This is a genomic window from Kitasatospora sp. NPDC056651, assembly GCF_042792155.1.
Lineage (GTDB): Bacteria > Actinomycetota > Actinomycetes > Streptomycetales > Streptomycetaceae > Kitasatospora.
This window is the reverse complement of sequence record NZ_JBHTWX010000103.1, coordinates 15,527-33,353: the sequence shown is the minus strand read 5'-3', so window position 1 is coordinate 33,353 and position 17,827 is coordinate 15,527. Positions and strand designations below refer to the sequence as shown.

The window sequence follows — 17,827 nt, the reverse complement described above, 5'->3', positions numbered from 1 at the left end:
GCCGCCGCGATCTGGCACAACTGGAACACCGGGGCCACGATCAAGCGCTCACTCATCGCCTATGACCACTGAGAACATCGGACTCATTCATCTAGGGCGGCCGCTCCCACCGGCCGGCGACCATCGCACGCGGGCGCTGGGCCGACCGGGCGAACGGCGGGCGGTTCACCCGACCGAGGAACCCTCGGGGCCCGGAACGCCGGAACCGCAGGCGGGCCGGAGCGGCCTGTCCTGCGGTTCGGGGTGGATCAGGAGATGGATCAGGAGATGGGTCAGCCGGTGGATCAGGCGGTGGTGCGGGCGGCCGACTTGCGGCGCGAGACGTAGAGGGCGGCGGCGCCGAGGCTGATGGCCAGGCCGGAGCCCAGGGCGAGGTACGGGGTGGCCGGGTCGGATCCGGTCTCGGCGAGTTCGGTGGCCGAGCCGGTGGTGGCCTGGGTGGTGGTCCGGGTGGCGGCCTGGGTCGTGGTCGACGTGTTCGTGGTGGTGGTCCTGGTGGTGGCCGAGGCCGGGGTGACGGCGGCGGGCTTGTCGGCGGGCTTCCCGGCCGGCTGCTCGGCGGCCGCCGCCTTGGCGTCGGCGAGCGCCTGGTCCGCGGTGGCCTTGGCGGCGGCCGCGGCCGCGGTCGCCTTCTGCGCCGCGTCCAGCTTCCGGAACTCCGCGACCCGGGCGTCGTCCAGGGCCTTCCCCGCGGCGGTCACGGCGGCCTTGGCCTTCTCGTCCGCGGCGCTGGCGGCGTTGGCCGCGTCGAACGCCTTGAGCAGCCGCTCCCTGGCCTTGGGCCGGTCCTCGTCACTGGCGGACGCGTACGCCGCGGACGCCTCCTCGGCCTCCTTGGTGGCGGCCTCCTTGGCCGCGGCGGCCTTCCCCGCCGCGGCCTTGGCCGCCTGGAGCTTGCCCAGGTAGGGCTGCGAGTCATTGAAGAACGCGGAGAGCTCGGCCTGCACCCTGGCCTCGTTGGCGACGGCCGCCGCGTACGCCTTGGCCGCGTCGGCGGCGGCGCGCTCCAGCTCGGCGATCGAGCCGCTCCGGCTCTGCGTCGTCTTCGGAGCCGACTCCGCGAATGCGGGTGCCGCGGAGAACACGGCGGCGGGCGAGACGACGGCGGCGACGAGAACGGCCGAGACCAGCGAACGGCGGAGATTCACGATGACCCCTTTCGGGTCGGAAAGAATGCAAGAGCCTTGGCCCCGAATGTTTGGTTCAGGCACGGATTCCGTGAAGGGATCACGAGTCAGTGACGGTCTGTGTTGACCGAGATCTTGCTTCGAAGAGTCCGCCGGACGACCCGCTGTGAGAGATCATGCTCGGCATGACGACTTGAAGAGCACCGGCCGGACGGCAGCATTGGCGGAAGGTCGGGGGCTGGGAGACGGTGTCCGACGGCGATCGGCGAAAGTGTGCCGACTGTGGAACGCCGGTCCTCTCGTACCAGTACCGCTTCCACCCGTTCGAGTCCTCCATGTTCGAGCGCTGCATCGGATTCGCCTGGTGTTCCGGCTGCAGGATCTACTCCGGCAACATGGTGCACATCCCTCGGAAGCGAGTGCTGGTCGACGCGCTCGCTTCTCTTCCCCAGGAGCAACGGGAACGGCTTCTTCGTTCGGAAACGCGACTGGTCGAGTTCCTGGACCGTCAGGTCCGAGACGGCAGAGGTTAGCCAGTCAGGGGCTCGTCGCCGCGTTGGGGTCGTCGGCTGGCCGCGATCAGGAGGAGCCGCTTGCGCAGCAGGGGTGGCTTCGCTCTGCCGAACATGCTGCGCTTGAGCGCCTTGAGGTCGTTGACACGGCCCTCGACCGGACCGGACGACCAGTCAGTGCTCATGCCGTAGACGACAGCGTCGAGGTCGGGAAGCAGTCCGGCGGCAAAGCCGGCCAGGCCGCACTGCTCGTCCGCGCAGACGTCAGCGATCCAGTGCCGCAGCCGGTCGCCCTCACGGTTGGTCATGATGGTCGCGAAGGTGCGGACGTGGCAGGCGGCGGCCCTGAGCTCCGGTGAGCGGACCAGCAGGTTCTTGAGTCGCTGCTGATCGTCCTCATGTAGGTGGTCGGGGTGGGCTGTGATCCAGCCGGCGGCCTCGCGGGGCGAGGGCGGCCGGGCGATCGGCGGCGTGCTCCCCGCAGCCCGACGGTCAGCACGTTGCGGACGGACGTAGTCGCGCAGTGTGCTGTAGCTGCAGTGTGCCCCGCGTTCTTGCAGCTCGCGGTGGAGCTGGGACACGTTCATGCAGCCCTCGGCGATCCGCTGGTCGAGGTAGGGCTTGAACCGGTCGAGCTTGCTGGTCCGGTTCTGCCACTGGCCGTGCAGCATCGCCTCGGGGCTGGCCGCGCGGGCGTACTTGCGGACGGTGTTGCGCCCAAGACCAAGGCGTCTGGCGATCTCGCGCAGGCTCAGGCCCTGCTCGACCTGGGTGCGTACGGCGGCGTGGGTGTCGCGGAGTCGGTCGAGGAACTTCCCCTGCGGGTAGGGTTCGGGCGGTTCTTCCGCGGCCTCGACTGTTTCGACGGGCGGGGGCTCCGGCTGCTCGGATTGAGGGTCGGGTTCAACCAAATCGCGCAGGAGGGAGCGGTGACAGGAGACGAGGCGTTCGACGGCCTCGGCGAGGTTGTGCCAGAGGTGCCATTTGTCCGCGCAGTGCTGGGCGTCCGGGGCGCCCGCGCGGGCGCCGTCGGCGAAGACGGTCGCGCGGTCGCGGCAGATGATCTCGATGCCGGGGTGCTCGCGTAGCCACGCGGCAACGCTGTCGGCGTCGCGGTCGGGCAGCAGGTCCAGGGGTTGGTGGGTCTCACAGTCGACCAGGATGGTGCCGTACCGGTGGCCCTTCCTGGTGGCGAACTCGTCGATGCCGAGCACACGCGGGCCCGCCCATGCGGGGTCCGGCAAGCCCATCACCAGACGCAGGACGGTCATCCGGCTGACAACGACGCCGAGCAGCAGTGCCAGACGGACCACAGCGCGGGCCGCCAGGACGACGCCCAGCGCCGCGAGTATCCGCTGCAGGACGGGCGTCCGGCGGCCGTAGCGGCTGGTCAGTCCATCTATCTGCTCCGCGAAGGTGACTCGCGGACACCCGCGGTTGTCGCAGAACATCCGACGCACCGACAGTTCGATCACGACGCCCCGGCCGCCGCATGGCGCGTCTGCCAGGTGCCGTCCGTACCGGCTGTGGACCCGGTCGGATGGCGCTCCGCAGACGGGACAGGGCACGGGGACGTGCCCCGGCGTCGACGCCTCGATCACCACGCGGCCGTCCCGCACTTCCATGCACCCGACCCGCATCCCCACGAGATGCGGCAGGAGAAGAGAGAGTTCTTTACACGCGGCCAGAATCCACCCTGACATGACGGAGCGTCACCAGCGCACGGAAGCACGTGCGGCTTCACGGAATCCGCGCCTGAACCGAATGTTTCTGACGGCCAGGCACGGCGCCGATCATAGGCATACGCATTCTTGACGCTCCATGCCGGTTTCCGGCAAAGATCGAGCGCGCAACCTTCCTGGTCCGCCCGCGAATTGACGAGTCGACAAAGCACCGTAGGAGCCCGATCCGAAAGCCCGGATTCCCGGAACCCGGACGAACCGGTCAGCGCTGGCGCGGGAGTTCGACGCGGAAGGTGGCGCCCTCGCCGGGGGCGGTGTGGAGGGTGAGGGTGCCGCCGTGGGCGCGGGTGAGGGCGGTGGCGATGGCCAGGCCGAGGCCGGCGCCGCCGCCGTTGTCGCGGCTGCGGGAGGGGTCCACCCGGAAGAAGCGGTCGAAGACCCGCTGGGCCTGGTCCTCGGTGAGGCCCGGGCCGGAGTCGGCGACCTCCAGCAGGCAGACGCCGCCGTGGCCGGCACCCACCCCGATCCGGACCGGGGTGCCGGGCGGGGTGTGCTTGACCGCGTTGCCGACCAGGTTGGTGACCACCTGCCGCAGCCGCGCCTCGTCGCCGACGACGGGCGCCGCGCCGGGCGCGCCGGTGCCGGAGGGGCCGGTGAGCGAGACCGGACGGCTCGGGTCGAGGGCGGTGAGGTCGTGCAGCGCGTCGGCGGCGAGGGTGCGCAGGTCCATCGGGGCGAGGTCGAGCGGGCGCTCCTCGTCGAGCCGGGCGAGCACCAGCAGGTCCTCGACCAGGGCTCCCATCCGGTCGGCCTCGCTCTCGATCCGGGTCATGGTCCGCTTGACGTCGGCCTCGGTGGGCAGCGCGCCCATCCGGTACAGCTCGGCGAAGCCGCGGATGCCGGCCAGCGGGGTGCGCAGCTCGTGCGAGGCGTCGGCGACGAAGCGCCGCATCCGGGCCTCGGACTCGGCGCTGGCCGCGAAGGCCGCCTCGATCTGGGTGAGCATCCCGTTGAGCGCGACCGACAGCCGGCCGACCTCGGTGCCCGGGGAGAGCTCCGGCATCCGGTGCGACAGCTCGCCGGCCGCGATCCGTTCGGCGCCCTCCTCGATCCGGCGCAGCGGCCGCAGCCCGGCCCGGACGGCGAAGAGGCCGAGTCCGGCGATCAGCAGCAGCACGCCGCCGCCGATGGCCAGGAAGGAGGTGCTCAGCTTGCCGAGGGTGGCGTCGATGTCCTCCCGGGAGACCGCGACCATGACGTAGGTCGGGGTGATGGCCGGGGCGGCGTACGCGCTGGGGCCGGCGGCCTGGCCGCGGGGCGGCTGGAGCGGCAGCACCAGCACCCGCCAGCTGTGGTGGCCGCGCTGGTCGGGCAGGTCGAAGGGGACGTCGGGGGCGGTGCTGGTCGGGTCGAGTCCGGCCAGCTGGGGCGCCGGGTCGCTGTCCGAGACGGGCTGGCGCATCGACGCCTGGACCTTGCCGTCCGAGGACAGGTACTGCACCAGGTACTGGCTGGGCAGGCTGACCCGCCGGCCGGCGGCGGGCCGGCCGGCGGCCGGGGCGGTCAGCTGGCTCGGGGGCTTGCGGGAGAGCGGCAGCCCGTACCGCTGGAGCTGCTCGTCCAGCTGCTGCACCAGCTGGTTGCGGACGGTGCCGAGCACGAAGGTGTCGCTGACCACGAGCCCGATGGTGACCAGCACGAGCGCGAGCACCAGCAGCCGGGCGCGCAGCGACAGCCGGGAGGAGAACCGGGCGAACACGGGCCTTGGTCCGGTCAGCCCTGCGGGGGACGGCGCAGGGCGTAGCCGATGCCGCGCACGGTGTGGATCAGCTTGGGGCCGTGCGCCGGGCCGGAGTCGAGCTTGCGGCGCAGGTAGGAGATGTACGACTCGACGATGGAGAGGTCCCCGCCGAAGTCGTAGGCCCAGACGTGGTCGAGGATCTGCGACTTGGAGACCACCCGGCCGACGTTGGCCATCAGGTAGTGCAGCAGCTTGAACTCGGTCGGGGAGAGCGAGACCAGGGTGCCGCCCCGGGTGACCTCGTGGGCGACCGGGTCGAGGCTGAGGTCGGCGACGATCAGCCGGCCGTCCTCGGCGGGGCCGCCGGCCCGGCGCAGGATGGCGCGGATCCGGGCGATCAGCTCTTCGAGGCTGAACGGCTTGGTGACGTAGTCGTCCGCGCCGGCCGCCAGGCCCTGCACCTTGTCGCCGACGCCGTCCTTGGCGGTGAGGAAGAGCACCGGCAGGTGGTCGCCGGGGTGCCCGTGCGCCGGTCCGGCGATCTGTCCGCGGCTGGTGCGCTCGCGCAGCTTCTCGACGACGGTGAAGCCGTCGAGGTCGGGGAGCATCACGTCGAGCACGACCAGGTCGGGGCGCTCGGCGGCGACCAGTTCGAGCGCCTCGGTGCCGCTGGCGGCGGAGGCGACGCGGAAGCCGGAGAAGCGCAGCGAGGCGGAGAGCAGCTCGCGGATGTTGGGCTCGTCGTCCACGACGAGCAGGAACGCTTCGCCCTGGCCTCCGGACACCGTGGAGCCGCCTGGTGTGGTGACAGTGCCTTGCACGGGGCTTTCGCCTCCTGGTCGGACGATGACGTTCAGCATGAGGCTAGCCCCCGGAGGCTACGCGGCATGGATGAATGTTGGATTAACACCTTATCGGTCGGTTTTGGGGCGACCGGCGGGCTGGGGGTGGGCTCGGTGGTGTGCGCACGGGCGTGAACACGACGGACGGGGAGCGTGCTCGGCGTGACGCGCCTCACTCACGCCTCACGCGCCGGGCCCTCCCCATGGTTTCACGCCCGCGCAAGGCGGGACGCCGGTCCGCGGTGGTGACCACGAACCGGCCCCGGCAGATCAGCCCCCGGCCGTCAGCAGCGCGCGGACGTGGTCCACCGCCCCGCCCACGGGCACTGTCCGGGTCTCACCGGTGGCCCGGACGGTGACCTCCACCGTGCCCTCGGCCAGTCCTCGGGCCCCGACGGTGATCCGGTAGGGGATGCCGATCAGCTCGACGGGGCCCGCAGCCTAGCGCGGGGGCCCGGCCGAATGCCTCCGGTTTTTCCTGCCGTTTTTGCTCCTGCTATGATTTGCAGCGAGGCGAAGGGCAATGCTTTCGAGCAGCTGCCCGGCCCGATCATTTCGGTGGTCATAGCGAGAGGGAAACGCCCGGCTCCATTCCGAACCCGGAAGCTAAGCCTTTCAGCGCCGATGGTACTGCAGGGGGGACCCTGTGGGAGAGTAGGACGCCGCCGAATTATTCTTACGGCCCCTGCCGTGTCCGACAGTGACACGGCAGGGGCTTTTTTCGTTCCCCGGCACCATTCCCGGCACTATTCCCGGCACCGCTCCCGGCACCGTTTCGGATTTCCCGCCGGTCCTCGCCGCTTTCCACTTCCCTCCAGGCAGCGGCCCATCTCTTGACATGTCCAGCAGATGAGACGACAAGTCCCGGAAGAAGCGCTTTGCGGGCATCTGAGAAGATGGCGGACACCGAAACGGACTTGCGTCTCGCTACCTGAGACTGCAATATCATGCTATGGACAACACTAGCGGCGTCGGCGTTCTCGACAAGGCCGCTCTGGTGCTCAGCGCACTGGAGTCGGGCCCCGCCACACAGGCGGGGCTGGTCGCCGCCACCGGTCTGGCGCGGCCCACCGCCCACCGACTCGCCGTCGCACTCGAACACCACCGTCTGGTCACCCGCGACATGCAGGGCCGCTTCATCCTCGGCCCGCGCCTGTCCGAACTCTCCGCCGCAGCCGGCGAGGACCGACTGCTCGCCACCGCGGGCCCCGTCCTCACCCATCTGCGTGACGTCACCGGCGAGAGCGCACAGCTCTACCGCCGGCAGGGCGAGATGCGCATCTGCGTCGCCGCGGCCGAACGACTCTCCGGCCTGCGCGACACCGTCCCCGTCGGCAGCACCCTGCCCATGAAGGCCGGCTCCGCCGCCCAGGTCCTGCTGGCCTGGGAAGAACCCGAGCGCCTCCACCGAGGCCTCCAGGGCGCCCGTTTCACCGCCACCGCCCTCAGCGGCGTCCGCCGCCGCGGCTGGGCCCAGTCCATCGGCGAGCGGGAGCCGGGCGTCGCGTCCGTCTCCGCCCCCGTGCGCGGGCCCTCCAACCGCGTGGTGGCCGCCGTCTCCGTCTCCGGCCCCATCGAACGGCTCACCCGCCATCCGGGCCGCCTGCACGCCCAGGCCATCATCGAGGCCGCCAACCGGCTCACCGAGGCGCTCCGCCGCAGCTGACGGAACGCGACGGAAAGGGCCGTGCCCGAGGAACGGATCTCCTCGGGCACGGCCCTTTCCGCTGTTTCCGCGCTTTACGGTTCGAGGCGGTGCGGCCCCCGGAAGAGGAAAGTCGCCTCGCGGATCGAGGAAAGGCCGAGGGCGAGCATCAGCAGGCGGCCGAGACCGAGCCCGAGACCGCCGTGCGGCGGGGTGCCGTAGCGGAAACGAGGAACCGCCGGTCCAGCCGCTGGTCGATGCCGGTCCCCTCGTCGATCGGCAGCCTCGGTTCGGCCGGCGAGACGACCTCCACCTGGGGCAGGACGATCTCCAACCCCCGAGCTGACCTGCGGGTCGGAGACCACCCGGCCGGTGATCCTCACGGCGGACTCGGCCGTCCCGCCTTCGAAGGCGGCCTCGACGGTGAACCACTCACGCCGGGGGCGACGGTGCCGCCCCGGACGTGGGCCTTGAGCTCGGCGGCACTGATGAAACCGTCGCCATCGGTGTCGATCTCGTCGAAAGCGGCCTTCTTCTCGGCTTCGCTGCTCATGGGATTCCTTTCAGGGGAGAGGCTTTCGCCATTCGGGAGCATGGAGCAAAAGGCCGCGAGTTCCAGCGGGGTCAATTTTCGACTATTTAATTAATACCGTTTCAAATCTGCCGCTGCCGGTTACCGGAACGGGAACCGGCCCCTTGGGGTTCGGCTCGGCCGGCACGTACGCTGCCCCGATGACCGAATCCCTGCCGCCCGGCGGCGTTGTGTTCGATGCGGACGAGCTGGAAGCCCGGTGGGCGGGGGCGTGGCGGCCGGAGCGGGTCGCGGAGCGGCTGGTCGGGGTGAGTGCCACCTGGTGCGTCGCGGCGGGGTGGGCGCTCGATCTGTTCCTCGGGCGGCAGTCGCGGGCGCACGGTGATCTGGAGATCGCGGTGCCCGCGGCGGAGTTCCCGGAGATCCGGGAGCGCTTCCCCGAGTACGGGTTCGACGCGGTCGGTTCGGGGCTGGTCTGGCCGGCGCCGAGTGCCGAGGCCCTGGCGGCCACCCACCAGACCTGGATGCGGGACCGGGCGAGCGGCCGGTTCCTGCTCGACGTCTTCCGCGAGCCGCACGACGGCGGGACCTGGATCTGTCGGCGGGACGAGTCGCTGCGGCTGCCGTACGAGGCGGTCATCGAGCGGACTGCCGACGGAATCCCCTATCTGGCACCGGAGTTGGTGCTGCTGTTCAAGGCGAAGGCGACACGGCCCAAGGACCGGGCCGACTTCGCCAACGTGCTGCCGCTGCTGGGCGGTTCCAGGCGGGACGCCCTTCGCGGGTGGCTGGAGCGCATCCACCCCGGGCATCCGTGGCTGGTCGAGCTGGCGGGTCGGCCGAGGTAGGGCGAGGTAGCGCGAGGTCGGCCGAGGTAGGGCGGGATGGTGCGCGGGAAGTCGGGCGGCCCGACTTCCCGCGCTCGGTCACTGCTCCCAGGTCGCCTTGAGGAGCTCGTACTCCACTTCGCCGTGCTCGGACCCCGGGATCGGGTCCGGCCAGTCCCCGAAGTAGCCCCGGAGGAAGGAGAGTCCGGACTTCTCCAGCACGCGCCGGGAGCGCGTGTTCACCGCCATGGTGTTCGCGGTGACCCGCTCGACGCCGAGGTCGGTGAACCCTTTGCCGATCAGGGCGCGCGATCCCTCCGTGGCATAGCCCTTGCCCCAGGCCGCCCGGTTCAGCCGGTAGCCGAGTTCGGCCACGGTGGGGTCGTGGTCGTCGAGCGGGCGGAGTTCGAACCAGCCCAGGAAGGTGCCGGTGGCTTTCTCCTCGGCCGCCCAGAAGCCCCGGGCGCCCGAGCAGGGGTGGTCGTGGAGGAGCCGGGGCAGGGTTCGCGTCAGGATCTCGTCACGGTCGGCCGGCTCGCCGCCGTTGATGTAGCGCATGACCTCGGGGTCGTCGTCCAGCGCGAAGAGGTCGTCGGCGTCGGCCGTGGTGAACGGCCGCAGGACGAGGCGTTCGGTCTCCAGGAACGGTTGCATCCGTCGATCTTGGCCAGGCCGCGTCGGACCCGCCGGCGGTCAACGGCCCGGCGGCCCCTCGTGGAGGCTGTGGCCTCAGAACGAGTACGGCCCGAACCGGCCCCAGGCCACCACGACGGACAGCACCAGCAGGAGGGTGTTCGGCACGATGCTCTTGGTCTCGCCCCGGCGGCCGTGGACGATGAGCGCGCCCACCATGGTCAGGGCGAGCCCGGTGGCGGCCACGGGGACCAGGCCGGCCGCGATGTCCACGATGGCGGGCAGCACGAGCCCGATCGCGCCGAGGACCTCGACCAGGCCGATGCCCTTGATCGCGGCGGGCGAGAAGTCCTCCGCCCAGGGGCCCGTCGTGGCGATCACCTTCTCCTTGGACTGGAGCGCCTTTCCGGCGCCCGCGGCGAGGAACAGGGCGGCCAGGAGGCCGGCGACGACCCAGAGGAAAACGTTCACGGGGGTTCCGATCGAAGCAGGATGAGTTGAAGCTTCAACCTAAGAGCCATGACTTGAACCGTCAAGTCACCCGCTAGGATCGTCGGCATGGACAACGGTGAGCCCCGCTGGCTGGACGAATCCGAGCTGGACGCCTGGAGGGCGTTCAGCGCGCTGCTCATCAAGCTGCCCGGCGCCCTCAACGCCCAGCTCCAGCAGGACGCGGGCCTGACCAACTTCGAGTACCTCGCACTGGCCGGCCTCTCCGAGGCGCCGGACCGCACGATGCGGATGAGCATGCTCGCCGCCCTGGCCAACGGTTCGCTGTCCCGGCTGTCCCACGTGGTCGCCCGCCTGGAGAAGCGCGGCTACCTGCGCCGCGAACCCTGCCCGGACGACGGCCGCTACACCAACGCCATCCTCACCGAGGACGGCTACCGCCAGGTGGCCGAGGCCGCACCCGGCCACGTGGACACCGTACGGTCACTCGTGGTGGACGTCCTGGAGCCGGAACAGCTCCGGCAGTTGGGCGAGATCTCCGCGCGGCTCCTGCACGCCATGGACCCCGACTTCCCCTGCCCGGGCGCCCGTTGACCCGGGAAGCAGTCGAACGGCGGCTCCTCGCGGGGAGCGAGGAGCCGCCGGAAGCGGTTCGTAGGGCCCGGCCCTGTCCGTCCTAGGCGCGGGTGGTGAGCAGGTGGTCGAAGTCGCCGGACTTCGCGCCCTGGAGGAAGGCGGAGAAGTTCGGGGCCGCCGCGCGGACGATGACGTCGCCCTCGTCGGACTCCCGGAGTTCGATCACGCCACCAGCCGTACGGACCTCGACGCAGTCGGCGTTCGAACCGGAGTAGCTGGACTTCTGCCAGGTAGAGCTACGCATGTGTTCTTTCCATGTCTTTCTGGATGGTTCGAATGAACTCTCGGGACTCCCCTTCCGAGAGGGCCGCCGATCCGATCTGGGCGAGAAGTGACCGGAATCGGGCCGTGTGTGCCGGCGCGTCGAAGAGCAGGTTGCCGACACCCGAGTCCGCCTGCACCGTGTCGAGTTCCTCGACGGGTCCCTCGACATACGTGAAGTTCTCGTTGGGGAGCGGGATCGTGTCGGCATCGAACAGCACGACTCGAATCGCGATGTTGGGCTGGTCGGAGGCTTCCACAAGGGCGCCGAGTTGCTCTGCCTGGACCTTGGCTCCACTGAACTGCATGCGCAGCGCTGCTTCATGGATGTACGCGGCGAAAGGAGTCGATCCGGATCTGATGACGTGCTGACGCCTCAAGCGAAAGGCGGTCCTCAGCTCGACCTCATGCCCCGGAAGGCGGGGATAGGAACGGGCGAAGATGGCAGAGGCATAGGCGTCGGTCTGGAGCAACCCGTGGACGAAGGCCATCGTGTAGGTCGAGAGACCCCGTGCGGGACCTTCGATCTCGGCGATCTCAAGGAAGTCCTGCGAGAGGCGCCCGCGGTACTCCTCCCACCAGCCGCGCTTGTCGCGGTCCGTGATGATGTCCGCCAGTGCCTCGATCAGGGGTTCGTTGACACACATGCACAACGCCGCGATCGTGCGCAGGCGTTCGACGCTGATGCCGGTCCTGCCGCTCTCCATCTGGGTCACGTGAGCGGGGTTGATGCCCAGCGCGCGGGCGAGCTGGCTACCGCCGAGGCCGGCCTGCTCTCGCATCCTGCGCAGCTCAGCTCCCAACCGCAGCTGACGAAGGGTTGGGTTCGATCGAAGTGCCATTGAGCCAGTCTGCCTCGGGGTGACAGCCACGTCCGGGTGAACTTTTCGCGCCTCGCCACAAATCTGTGGCGGCTCGCGTTATCGTCATTTCCGATTGATCCGACGGATCGTCAGTATCTCATGAAATCGGGGCAGTAGGCGCCTGCCGACCTCCCCCTCACCTCGCACCACAGCCTCCCGGAGGTTCCCGTGTGCACCCGTAACACCCCCTCGGACGAGAGCGATCTCCTCCCCCGCGAACCGGCCCTCCACCCCGCGTCCGCGCTCACCCACCGGTGGAGCGTCGACCCGCGGAAGCGTGGAAGAACGGTCTGCCACGAGCTGGACCGCGCCGCGTGAGCCGCGAGCCCATCGCGCCCGACGACCCCCGGATGCGGGACTACGCCTCCCCGCACATCACCGCCCTGCTCAACGAGCTCCACCGGCGCGGCCTCCGGTACGGGCTCCTCTGGGGCTCCGCCGCCGCCGGTGAGACCGTCCTCGACGGCCGCCTCCTGGTCGACTTCGGCAACGCGCCCGTCAGCACCCTCCTCAACCTCCTCCACCTGCTCCGGGACCTGGACCGGGACACGGTGTGGAACCGGTGAGCCGATGAACGCGCGGAGGCCCTCGCCCGTCGAAGGGCAAGGGCCTCGCGGTCGTCCGTCGGCTCCGGGTCAGCCGCCGGACGGGTTCCTGGGGGAGCCGGCACCGCCGCCAAAACCGCCACCGAACCCGCCACCACCGGCAGCGCCTTCGACCAACTGGCTGGCGGTGTAGCCACCGTCGGCGTCGGGGGTGCCGACGACGGTCACGCTCTGGCCGGGCTGGAGGTCCGCGACCTTGCCCTCCTTGTTGAGCTGGACCTTCGTCGCGTCGCCGGTGGTGACCTTGATGGTGTTGCCGTTGGAGTCCGTCAGGTAGACGGTGCTCCCGTCGACGGCCTTGACCGTGCCCCGGGCGAAGCCGCCCTGCCCGCCCTGCCCGCCCTGCCCGCCCTGCCCGCCCTGCCCGCCCTGCCCGCCCTGGCCTTGCCCCTGGCCCTGGCCTTGGCCTTGGCCCTGGCCCCCACGGCGAGCCCCGCTCTGCCCGTAGCCTCCCGGGGCCGCGGCAGCCGACCGGGCGGAGGCGGAAGCCTTCCCGCTCGACGACGTCCCCTGGTTCTGCTGGAACCAGACCCCGCCCGCGAACGCCCCCGTGGCGATCACGCCGCCCGCCAGCACCAGGCTGAGCCAGGGCAGCTTCCGCCGTGGCGGCGCGGCCAGTTCGGCGCTCACGTCGCGCCCGTCCGGCGGGGTGGCGAGGAGGGCGAGCTGTTCCGCCGGGGTGCCGCCCCCGGCCTCGACCGTGGCGATCTCTTTGCTCATGGTGTGGAGTCCTACTCGTGCCGGAGGGCGTCGATCGGCCGCAGCGAGGCGGCCCGGTTAGCGGGGTAGCTGCCGAAGAACAGCCCGATGGCGACGGCGATCGCGAAGGCGCCGAGCACCGACTCGGGGATCACCACCGGCCTGATGCCGACGATGCTGAAGTGCGAGCCGGCGATCCCGGCCGCGACTCCCAGCCCGGCGCCGATCACCGACAGCAGCGTCGACTCGGTGAGGAACTGCCCGAGGATGACCGCGCGCGGTGCGCCGAGCGCCTTGCGGATGCCGATCTCCCGCGTCCGCTCGGTGACCGTCACCAGCATGATGTTGGTGATCCCGATCCCGCCGACCAGCAACGAGATCGCCGCCACCGCGCCGAGCAGCACGGTGAAGGTCTTCGTCGTGCTCTCCCTCGCCGTGAGCAGCGAGGACTGGCTGGTGATCCGGAAGTCCGCCTTGCTCGGGTCGGCGATCGCGTGGGTGCCGAGCAGGACGCGGGTGATCTCGGACTGGGCCTGGGTGGTGGTGTCCGCCGACGAGGCCTGGACCAGGATCTGGTTGACCGAGCCGAAGCCGGTGAAGGCGTTCTGGACCGTCGGCAGCGGGGCGATCACCACGTCGTCCGGGTCGGTGAAGCCGCTGCCGCCCTTGGCCTGGAGCACCCCGACCACGGTGAACGGCGTGCCGCCGAGGACGACCGTCCTGCCGACCGGGTCCTCGGTGTCGAACAGCTGCTTGGCCGTCGTCGCGCCGAGCACCGCGACCTTGCGCGAGGCGAGCACGTCGTCGTCGGTGAAGTACTCGCCGTGCGCGACCTTCTGGTTGGCGGTCTCGAAGTACGAGGGGTACGTGCCGACGACCGAGCCCGGGCTGTACGAGATGTTCCCGTACAGCGCCGTGCCGCTGGTGGTGACCACCGGGGCGACCGACTTGATCGCGGCCGCGTCCGAATCGCTCGCCAGCGCCTTGGCGTCGGCCACCGTGAGCTTCTTCACCGAGGAGGTGGCGCGGGAGCCACCGCTCGCCGAACCGGAGCTGACCGTCAGCGAGTTGGTGCCGAGCGAGGTGATCGAGTCCTTGACCGCGACCGACGAGCCGTTGCCGACCGCCAGCAGCAGGATCACCGAGGCCACGCCGATCAGCACCCCGAGCATGGTGAGCGCCGAGCGCACCTTGTTGGCGGCCAGGCCGCCGACCGCGAAGCGGAGCGTCTGCCAGAGCATCACGCCGGCACCCCCGCCTCGTGGAGGCGGGGCGGCGGGCCCTCCACCGGCGCCTGCCGGAGGTCGCTCACGATCTGCCCGTCGACCAGTCGCAGCACCCGCTTGGCGTGCCGGGCGACCTCGTCCTCGTGGGTGATCAGCACGACCGTGCGGCCGGTGGCGTTGAGCCCGTCGATCAGGGCCAGCACCTCCTCCGTCGAGCGGCTGTCGAGGTTGCCGGTCGGCTCGTCGGCAAGCAGCATCGCGGGCGCCGTGACCAGTGCCCGGGCCACCGCCACCCGCTGCTGCTGGCCGCCGGAGAGCTCGTTGGGCTTGTGGCCGGACCGTTCGCCCAGCCCGACGAGCGACAGCGCGGCCATCGCCCGGCGGCGCCGTTCGGCGGTCCGGACGCCCGCGTAGGCGAGCGGCAGCTCGACCTGGGCGAGGGCGGTGGTGCGGGGCACCAGGTTGAAGGACTGGAAGACGAAGCCGATCCTGCGGTTGCGCACCAGCGCGAGCTGCTGCTCGTCGAGGTGGCCGACGTCGGTGCCGTCCAGCAGGTAGCGGCCGGAGGTCGGGACGTCCAGGCAGCCGAGGATGTTCATCAGGGTGGACTTGCCGGAGCCGGAACTGCCCATCACGGCGACGTAGTCGCCCTGTTCGATGTCCAGGCTGACGCCCTGCGGCTCACCGCCGCGCGGGTCGGACGGGCCGCGCAACGCGTGCACGGTGGCGTCGCCGTGCCCGTACGACTTGGTGAGGCGGCGGATCCGGATCACCGGGACGGGATGCGCCGGGACGCGGTTGTCGATGACGTGACGCATGACCGGTCTCAGCCCCTGCCGCCCCGGCCGGCCCCGCCGTTGCCGCCACCGCCGTTGGAGCCACCACCCGGGAAGACTCCGGCACCGGCGCCCCCGCCGCCCCGGTTGACGCCCGGGAAGGAGGCGTTCGGGAAGCCGTTCCCGCCGCTGGTGGTGGGGAGTTCGACCTTGTCGCCCTCCTTCAGCCCGGAGACCACCTGCACCGTGCTGTCGCCCTCGACGCCGACCCCGACGGTGACCCGCTCGGAGGCGCCGTCCGGCTGCACCAACGTCGCGGTGCGGCTCGCACCCGTGCCGGAGAGCGCGGAGGTGGGCAGCGAGAGCGCGTTGTCGGCCTCGCCGGTGATCACCTGGACGGTGGCGCTGAGGCCGGTGCGCAGCGTGCTGGTGTCGCCGTTCAGCTGAAGCGTGGCCGCGTACTGGACGGCGGCGGAGCCCGCGCTGCCGCCGGAGCCGCCACTGCTGGGCAGCGAACTGACCGACAGCACGGTCGCGTTGAGCTTGGTGTCGGACTGGGCGTTCAGGGTGACGGTGGCCGCCTCGCCCTTCTTCAGCTTGAGCGAGTCGAGTTCGGAGAAGTTCGCGGTGACCTGCATCCCGGTCGGGTTGGTGAGCACGATGAAGCCGCTCGGGGCGGACGCCGAACTCGTGCCGGTGCCGGTCGACTTGGTGGACGAGGAGGAACCGGATGCGGTCGCCCCGACGGTGTCGCCGACCTTGCCGGAGATCGAGGCGACGGTGCCGTCCACCGAGGCGGTCAGGGTGGTTCCGGCCAGCGCCGCCTGGGCGTTGGCGAGGTTGGTCTGCGCGGTGCTGACCTGCTGCTGGGCCTGGGCCACGGCCGCGTCGTCGACCTTGGTGGTGGTGATGGTGGTGGTCTGCGGGGCGGGCGTACTGCTCCCGCCCGCCCCGCGACCGCCACCGCTGCCGGCGGCGGCGGCGGCGGTCGCCCCCGGCAGCGGCTCGGTGGTCGTGGTGGTGACCCCGGTCTGGGCCTTGGTGAGGTTGGCCTGGGCCGTGGTGAGGGCCGCCTGGGCCGCGTCCACCTGCTGTTGGGCCGCCGTGGTGTCGACGGTGGCGAGCACCTGGCCCTTCTTCACGGCGTCCCCGACCGCGACCTTGACCTCGGTGAGCCGGCCGCCGGTGGTGAAGTCCTGGGCCGCGTCGGTCGGTGAGACCAGGGTGCCGGTTCCGGACACGGTGGCCAGGACCGTGCCCTTGGAGACCGTCGCGGTACGGGCCGCGGGCTTGGCGGAAGCGGGGCCGGAACTGCCGCTGACCGTGGCGTACACCAGGGCGGCACCGCCCAGCAGGGCCACGCCGAGCGCGGAGTTGACGAGGACGGCGCCTCGCCGCCGTGGAAGCACCTTCATGCCGGACAGCTTCCTCGGGAGCTCTTGCGTGGCCCTGGGCGCGGGCTGGGAGAAGGCTGATCGGCCGAATACGGGTATTTCGGACGGATGGTCCGCCCTCCGTCGGCGTCTTGGCCGCTTCGTGGCGCTTCGTTGGCCCAACTCCCAGCGTGCTCCCAGCGACCTCCAGCCACCCGGAAGGGCGTTCTGAGGACCTTCTAAGGCAGGGCGCACCGAACGCCGCAGGGGCGCACCGGGGAACCGGCGCGCCCCTGCGGGCTCAAGGAAGGAGTCAGAGCGACTTGCGGAAGGCCTCCGCCACCGACAGGAAGGTCGAGTTGCCCTCGGCCTCCCCGATCGACACCCGCACGCCCTCCGGGAACGGCCGCACGATCACACCGGCCTCGGTGCACGCGGCGGCGAACTCCTGCGAGCGCTCGCCGAGCCCGAGCCAGACGAAGTTGGCCTGCGAGTCCGGGATCTCCCAGCCCTGGGCGCGCAGCCCGGCCACCACCCGGGCGCGCTCCTCGACCAGCGCCTCGACCCGCCCCATCAGCGCCTCCTCGGCGCGCAGCGAGGCGACGGCGGCGTTCTGGGCGAGCTGGCTCACGCCGAACGGGACGGCGGTCTTGCGCAGCGCGGTCGCCACCGGCTCGTGCGCGATCGCGAAGCCGACCCGCAGGCCCGCCAGGCCGTACGCCTTGGAGAAGGTGCGCAGCACGCAGACGTTCGGGCGGTCCCGGTAGAGCTCGATGCCGTTGGGCACCTCGGGGTCGCGGATGAACTCGATGTAGGCCTCGTCCACGACGACCAGGACGTCACTCGGGACGGCGTCCAGGAAGCGCTCCAGCTCGGCGCGGTGGATCACGTTGCCGGTGGGGTTGTTGGGGTTGCAGACGAAGACCAGCCGGGTGTTCGGCGTGATCGCGGCGAGCATCGCGTCCAGGTCGTGGTCGCCGTCCGCCGTGAGCGCCACCGGGACGGGGGTGGCGCCGGCGACCTGGGTGATGATCGGGTAGGCCTCGAAGGAACGCCAGGCGAAGACGACCTCGTCGCCCGGGCCGGCCGTGGCGAGGATCAGCGACTGGGCGACGCCGACCGAGCCGGTGCCGAGGGCGACGTGCTCGGCGGGCACCCCGAAGCGCTCGGACAGCACCGAGATCAGCTCGGTGGCGCCCATGTCGGGGTAGCGGTTGAACGAACCGGCCGCCGCGACCGCCGACTCCAGTACGCCGGGCAGCGGCTCGTACGGGTTCTCGTTCGAGGACAGCTTGTAGGCGTCGGCGCCGGCCGGCTTGCCGGGCTTGTACGTGGGGATGCCGTCGAGGGTCGGCCGCAGCCGAGGGCCCTGAGCTGACGTACTGCTCACGGTCGTA

Annotated in this window: 21 protein-coding genes and 1 rRNA gene; 6 read left to right on the top strand and 16 right to left on the bottom strand. The window is 71.0% G+C overall.

Annotated elements, in window-relative coordinates; all coding sequences use genetic code 11:
* Positions 1-284 precede the first annotated feature (284 nt).
* The 5 genes from ACFRAR_RS30570 to ACFRAR_RS30550 form a co-directional block, all read right to left on the bottom strand.
* Positions 285-1,148 carry an LAETG motif-containing sortase-dependent surface protein gene (locus ACFRAR_RS30570; protein ID WP_380702043.1) on the bottom strand — a complete coding sequence of 288 codons (864 nt, stop codon included), beginning with the start codon at positions 1,146-1,148 and terminating at the stop codon, positions 285-287.
* A gap of 508 nt (positions 1,149-1,656) precedes the next feature.
* A complete protein-coding gene (locus ACFRAR_RS30565; protein ID WP_380702041.1) occupies positions 1,657-3,264 on the bottom strand; it encodes an ISL3 family transposase in 1,608 nt (535 codons plus the stop codon).
* A 319-nt stretch (positions 3,265-3,583) separates the two neighbouring features.
* Positions 3,584-5,080: a sensor histidine kinase gene (locus ACFRAR_RS30560; protein ID WP_380702039.1), complete on the bottom strand. Its 1,497-nt coding sequence runs from the start codon at positions 5,078-5,080 to the stop codon at positions 3,584-3,586.
* A gap of 14 nt (positions 5,081-5,094) precedes the next feature.
* Entirely contained in the window at positions 5,095-5,883 is a 789-nt protein-coding gene (locus ACFRAR_RS30555; protein WP_380702037.1) for a response regulator transcription factor, read from the bottom strand.
* Between the two features lie 291 nt (positions 5,884-6,174).
* Positions 6,175-6,318: a His/Gly/Thr/Pro-type tRNA ligase C-terminal domain-containing protein gene (locus ACFRAR_RS30550; RefSeq protein WP_380702045.1), complete on the bottom strand. Its 144-nt coding sequence runs from the start codon at positions 6,316-6,318 to the stop codon at positions 6,175-6,177.
* 140 nt (positions 6,319-6,458) lie between these two features.
* On the opposite strand from ACFRAR_RS30550, the gene rrf reads away from it, so the two are divergent.
* Both rrf and ACFRAR_RS30540 read left to right on the top strand, forming a co-directional pair.
* Positions 6,459-6,575 (top strand): 5S ribosomal RNA (gene rrf / locus ACFRAR_RS30545).
* A 281-nt stretch (positions 6,576-6,856) separates the two neighbouring features.
* A complete protein-coding gene (locus ACFRAR_RS30540) occupies positions 6,857-7,570 on the top strand; it encodes an IclR family transcriptional regulator (protein ID WP_380702035.1) in 714 nt (237 codons plus the stop codon).
* 74 nt (positions 7,571-7,644) lie between these two features.
* On the opposite strand, the gene ACFRAR_RS30535 is transcribed toward ACFRAR_RS30540, so the two are convergent.
* A complete protein-coding gene (locus tag ACFRAR_RS30535) occupies positions 7,645-7,914 on the bottom strand; it encodes an amino acid--tRNA ligase-related protein (protein ID WP_380702033.1) in 270 nt (89 codons plus the stop codon).
* Between the two features lie 14 nt (positions 7,915-7,928).
* A complete protein-coding gene (locus tag ACFRAR_RS30530) occupies positions 7,929-8,102 on the bottom strand; it encodes a hypothetical protein (RefSeq protein ID WP_380702031.1) in 174 nt (57 codons plus the stop codon).
* 179 nt (positions 8,103-8,281) lie between these two features.
* On the opposite strand from ACFRAR_RS30530, the gene ACFRAR_RS30525 reads away from it, so the two are divergent.
* Positions 8,282-8,929 (top strand): nucleotidyltransferase domain-containing protein, encoded by a 648-nt coding sequence (locus ACFRAR_RS30525; RefSeq protein ID WP_380702029.1) that lies wholly within the window; start codon positions 8,282-8,284, stop codon positions 8,927-8,929.
* Positions 8,930-9,007: 78 nt separating this feature from the next.
* Here ACFRAR_RS30525 and ACFRAR_RS30520 read toward each other — a convergent pair whose 3' ends face one another.
* Both ACFRAR_RS30520 and ACFRAR_RS30515 read right to left on the bottom strand, forming a co-directional pair.
* A complete protein-coding gene (locus tag ACFRAR_RS30520; RefSeq protein ID WP_380702027.1) occupies positions 9,008-9,562 on the bottom strand; it encodes a GNAT family N-acetyltransferase in 555 nt (184 codons plus the stop codon).
* Between the two features lie 75 nt (positions 9,563-9,637).
* Entirely contained in the window at positions 9,638-10,012 is a 375-nt protein-coding gene (locus ACFRAR_RS30515; RefSeq protein WP_380702025.1) for a DoxX family protein, read from the bottom strand.
* Between the two features lie 87 nt (positions 10,013-10,099).
* Here ACFRAR_RS30515 and ACFRAR_RS30510 point away from each other — a divergent pair, with 87 nt between their 5' ends.
* Positions 10,100-10,585, top strand: a complete 486-nt coding sequence (locus ACFRAR_RS30510; protein ID WP_380702023.1) for a MarR family winged helix-turn-helix transcriptional regulator — start codon at positions 10,100-10,102, stop codon at positions 10,583-10,585.
* Positions 10,586-10,667: 82 nt separating this feature from the next.
* Here the strand turns inward: ACFRAR_RS30510 and ACFRAR_RS30505 are convergent, their stop codons facing one another.
* Together ACFRAR_RS30505 and ACFRAR_RS30500 are read right to left on the bottom strand one after the other, a co-directional pair.
* Entirely contained in the window at positions 10,668-10,871 is a 204-nt protein-coding gene (locus ACFRAR_RS30505; RefSeq protein ID WP_380702021.1) for a DUF397 domain-containing protein, read from the bottom strand.
* Complete coding sequence (locus ACFRAR_RS30500) at positions 10,864-11,730, bottom strand: helix-turn-helix domain-containing protein (RefSeq protein WP_380702019.1); 867 nt, start codon at positions 11,728-11,730, stop codon at positions 10,864-10,866. The genes ACFRAR_RS30505 and ACFRAR_RS30500 overlap by 8 nt, the downstream gene beginning before the upstream one ends.
* A 189-nt stretch (positions 11,731-11,919) precedes the next feature.
* Here ACFRAR_RS30500 and ACFRAR_RS30495 point away from each other — a divergent pair, with 189 nt between their 5' ends.
* Together ACFRAR_RS30495 and ACFRAR_RS30490 are read left to right on the top strand one after the other, a co-directional pair.
* Positions 11,920-12,069: a hypothetical protein gene (locus tag ACFRAR_RS30495; protein ID WP_380702017.1), complete on the top strand. Its 150-nt coding sequence runs from the start codon at positions 11,920-11,922 to the stop codon at positions 12,067-12,069.
* Positions 12,066-12,317 (top strand): hypothetical protein, encoded by a 252-nt coding sequence (locus ACFRAR_RS30490; protein ID WP_380702015.1) that lies wholly within the window; start codon positions 12,066-12,068, stop codon positions 12,315-12,317. The genes ACFRAR_RS30495 and ACFRAR_RS30490 overlap by 4 nt, the downstream gene beginning before the upstream one ends.
* Before the next feature lie 69 nt (positions 12,318-12,386).
* Here the strand turns inward: ACFRAR_RS30490 and ACFRAR_RS30485 are convergent, their stop codons facing one another.
* The 5 genes from ACFRAR_RS30485 to hisC form a co-directional block, all read right to left on the bottom strand.
* Positions 12,387-13,076 (bottom strand): DUF5666 domain-containing protein, encoded by a 690-nt coding sequence (locus ACFRAR_RS30485; protein ID WP_380702013.1) that lies wholly within the window; start codon positions 13,074-13,076, stop codon positions 12,387-12,389.
* A gap of 11 nt (positions 13,077-13,087) precedes the next feature.
* A complete protein-coding gene (locus tag ACFRAR_RS30480; protein WP_380702011.1) occupies positions 13,088-14,296 on the bottom strand; it encodes an ABC transporter permease in 1,209 nt (402 codons plus the stop codon).
* Positions 14,296-15,099 carry an ABC transporter ATP-binding protein gene (locus tag ACFRAR_RS30475; protein WP_380702009.1) on the bottom strand — a complete coding sequence of 268 codons (804 nt, stop codon included), beginning with the start codon at positions 15,097-15,099 and terminating at the stop codon, positions 14,296-14,298. Before ACFRAR_RS30475 ends, ACFRAR_RS30480 begins: the two co-directional genes overlap by 1 nt.
* Positions 15,100-15,107: 8 nt before the next feature.
* On the bottom strand, positions 15,108-16,472 hold the full coding sequence (locus tag ACFRAR_RS30470) for an efflux RND transporter periplasmic adaptor subunit (RefSeq protein WP_380702007.1): 1,365 nt from the start codon (positions 16,470-16,472) through the stop codon (positions 15,108-15,110).
* 271 nt (positions 16,473-16,743) lie between these two features.
* Complete coding sequence (hisC, locus tag ACFRAR_RS30465) at positions 16,744-17,820, bottom strand: histidinol-phosphate transaminase (protein ID WP_380702005.1); 1,077 nt, start codon at positions 17,818-17,820, stop codon at positions 16,744-16,746.
* Positions 17,821-17,827 lie beyond the last annotated feature (7 nt).

Coding starts and splice junctions, on each gene's coding strand:
- ACFRAR_RS30470 (WP_380702007.1), bottom strand. CDS start 16,472: ATGAAGGTGCTTCCACGGCGGCGAGGCGCCGTCCTCGTCAACTCCGCG.
- ACFRAR_RS30475 (WP_380702009.1), bottom strand. CDS start 15,099: ATGCGTCACGTCATCGACAACCGCGTCCCGGCGCATCCCGTCCCGGTG.
- ACFRAR_RS30485 (WP_380702013.1), bottom strand. CDS start 13,076: ATGAGCAAAGAGATCGCCACGGTCGAGGCCGGGGGCGGCACCCCGGCG.
- ACFRAR_RS30525 (WP_380702029.1), top strand. CDS start 8,282: ATGACCGAATCCCTGCCGCCCGGCGGCGTTGTGTTCGATGCGGACGAG.
- ACFRAR_RS30505 (WP_380702021.1), bottom strand. CDS start 10,871: ATGCGTAGCTCTACCTGGCAGAAGTCCAGCTACTCCGGTTCGAACGCC.
- ACFRAR_RS30520 (WP_380702027.1), bottom strand. CDS start 9,562: ATGCAACCGTTCCTGGAGACCGAACGCCTCGTCCTGCGGCCGTTCACC.
- ACFRAR_RS30480 (WP_380702011.1), bottom strand. CDS start 14,296: ATGCTCTGGCAGACGCTCCGCTTCGCGGTCGGCGGCCTGGCCGCCAAC.
- ACFRAR_RS30540 (WP_380702035.1), top strand. CDS start 6,857: ATGGACAACACTAGCGGCGTCGGCGTTCTCGACAAGGCCGCTCTGGTG.
- ACFRAR_RS30530 (WP_380702031.1), bottom strand. CDS start 8,102: ATGAGCAGCGAAGCCGAGAAGAAGGCCGCTTTCGACGAGATCGACACC.
- ACFRAR_RS30500 (WP_380702019.1), bottom strand. CDS start 11,730: ATGGCACTTCGATCGAACCCAACCCTTCGTCAGCTGCGGTTGGGAGCT.
- ACFRAR_RS30510 (WP_380702023.1), top strand. CDS start 10,100: ATGGACAACGGTGAGCCCCGCTGGCTGGACGAATCCGAGCTGGACGCC.
- ACFRAR_RS30565 (WP_380702041.1), bottom strand. CDS start 3,264: ATGGAAGTGCGGGACGGCCGCGTGGTGATCGAGGCGTCGACGCCGGGG.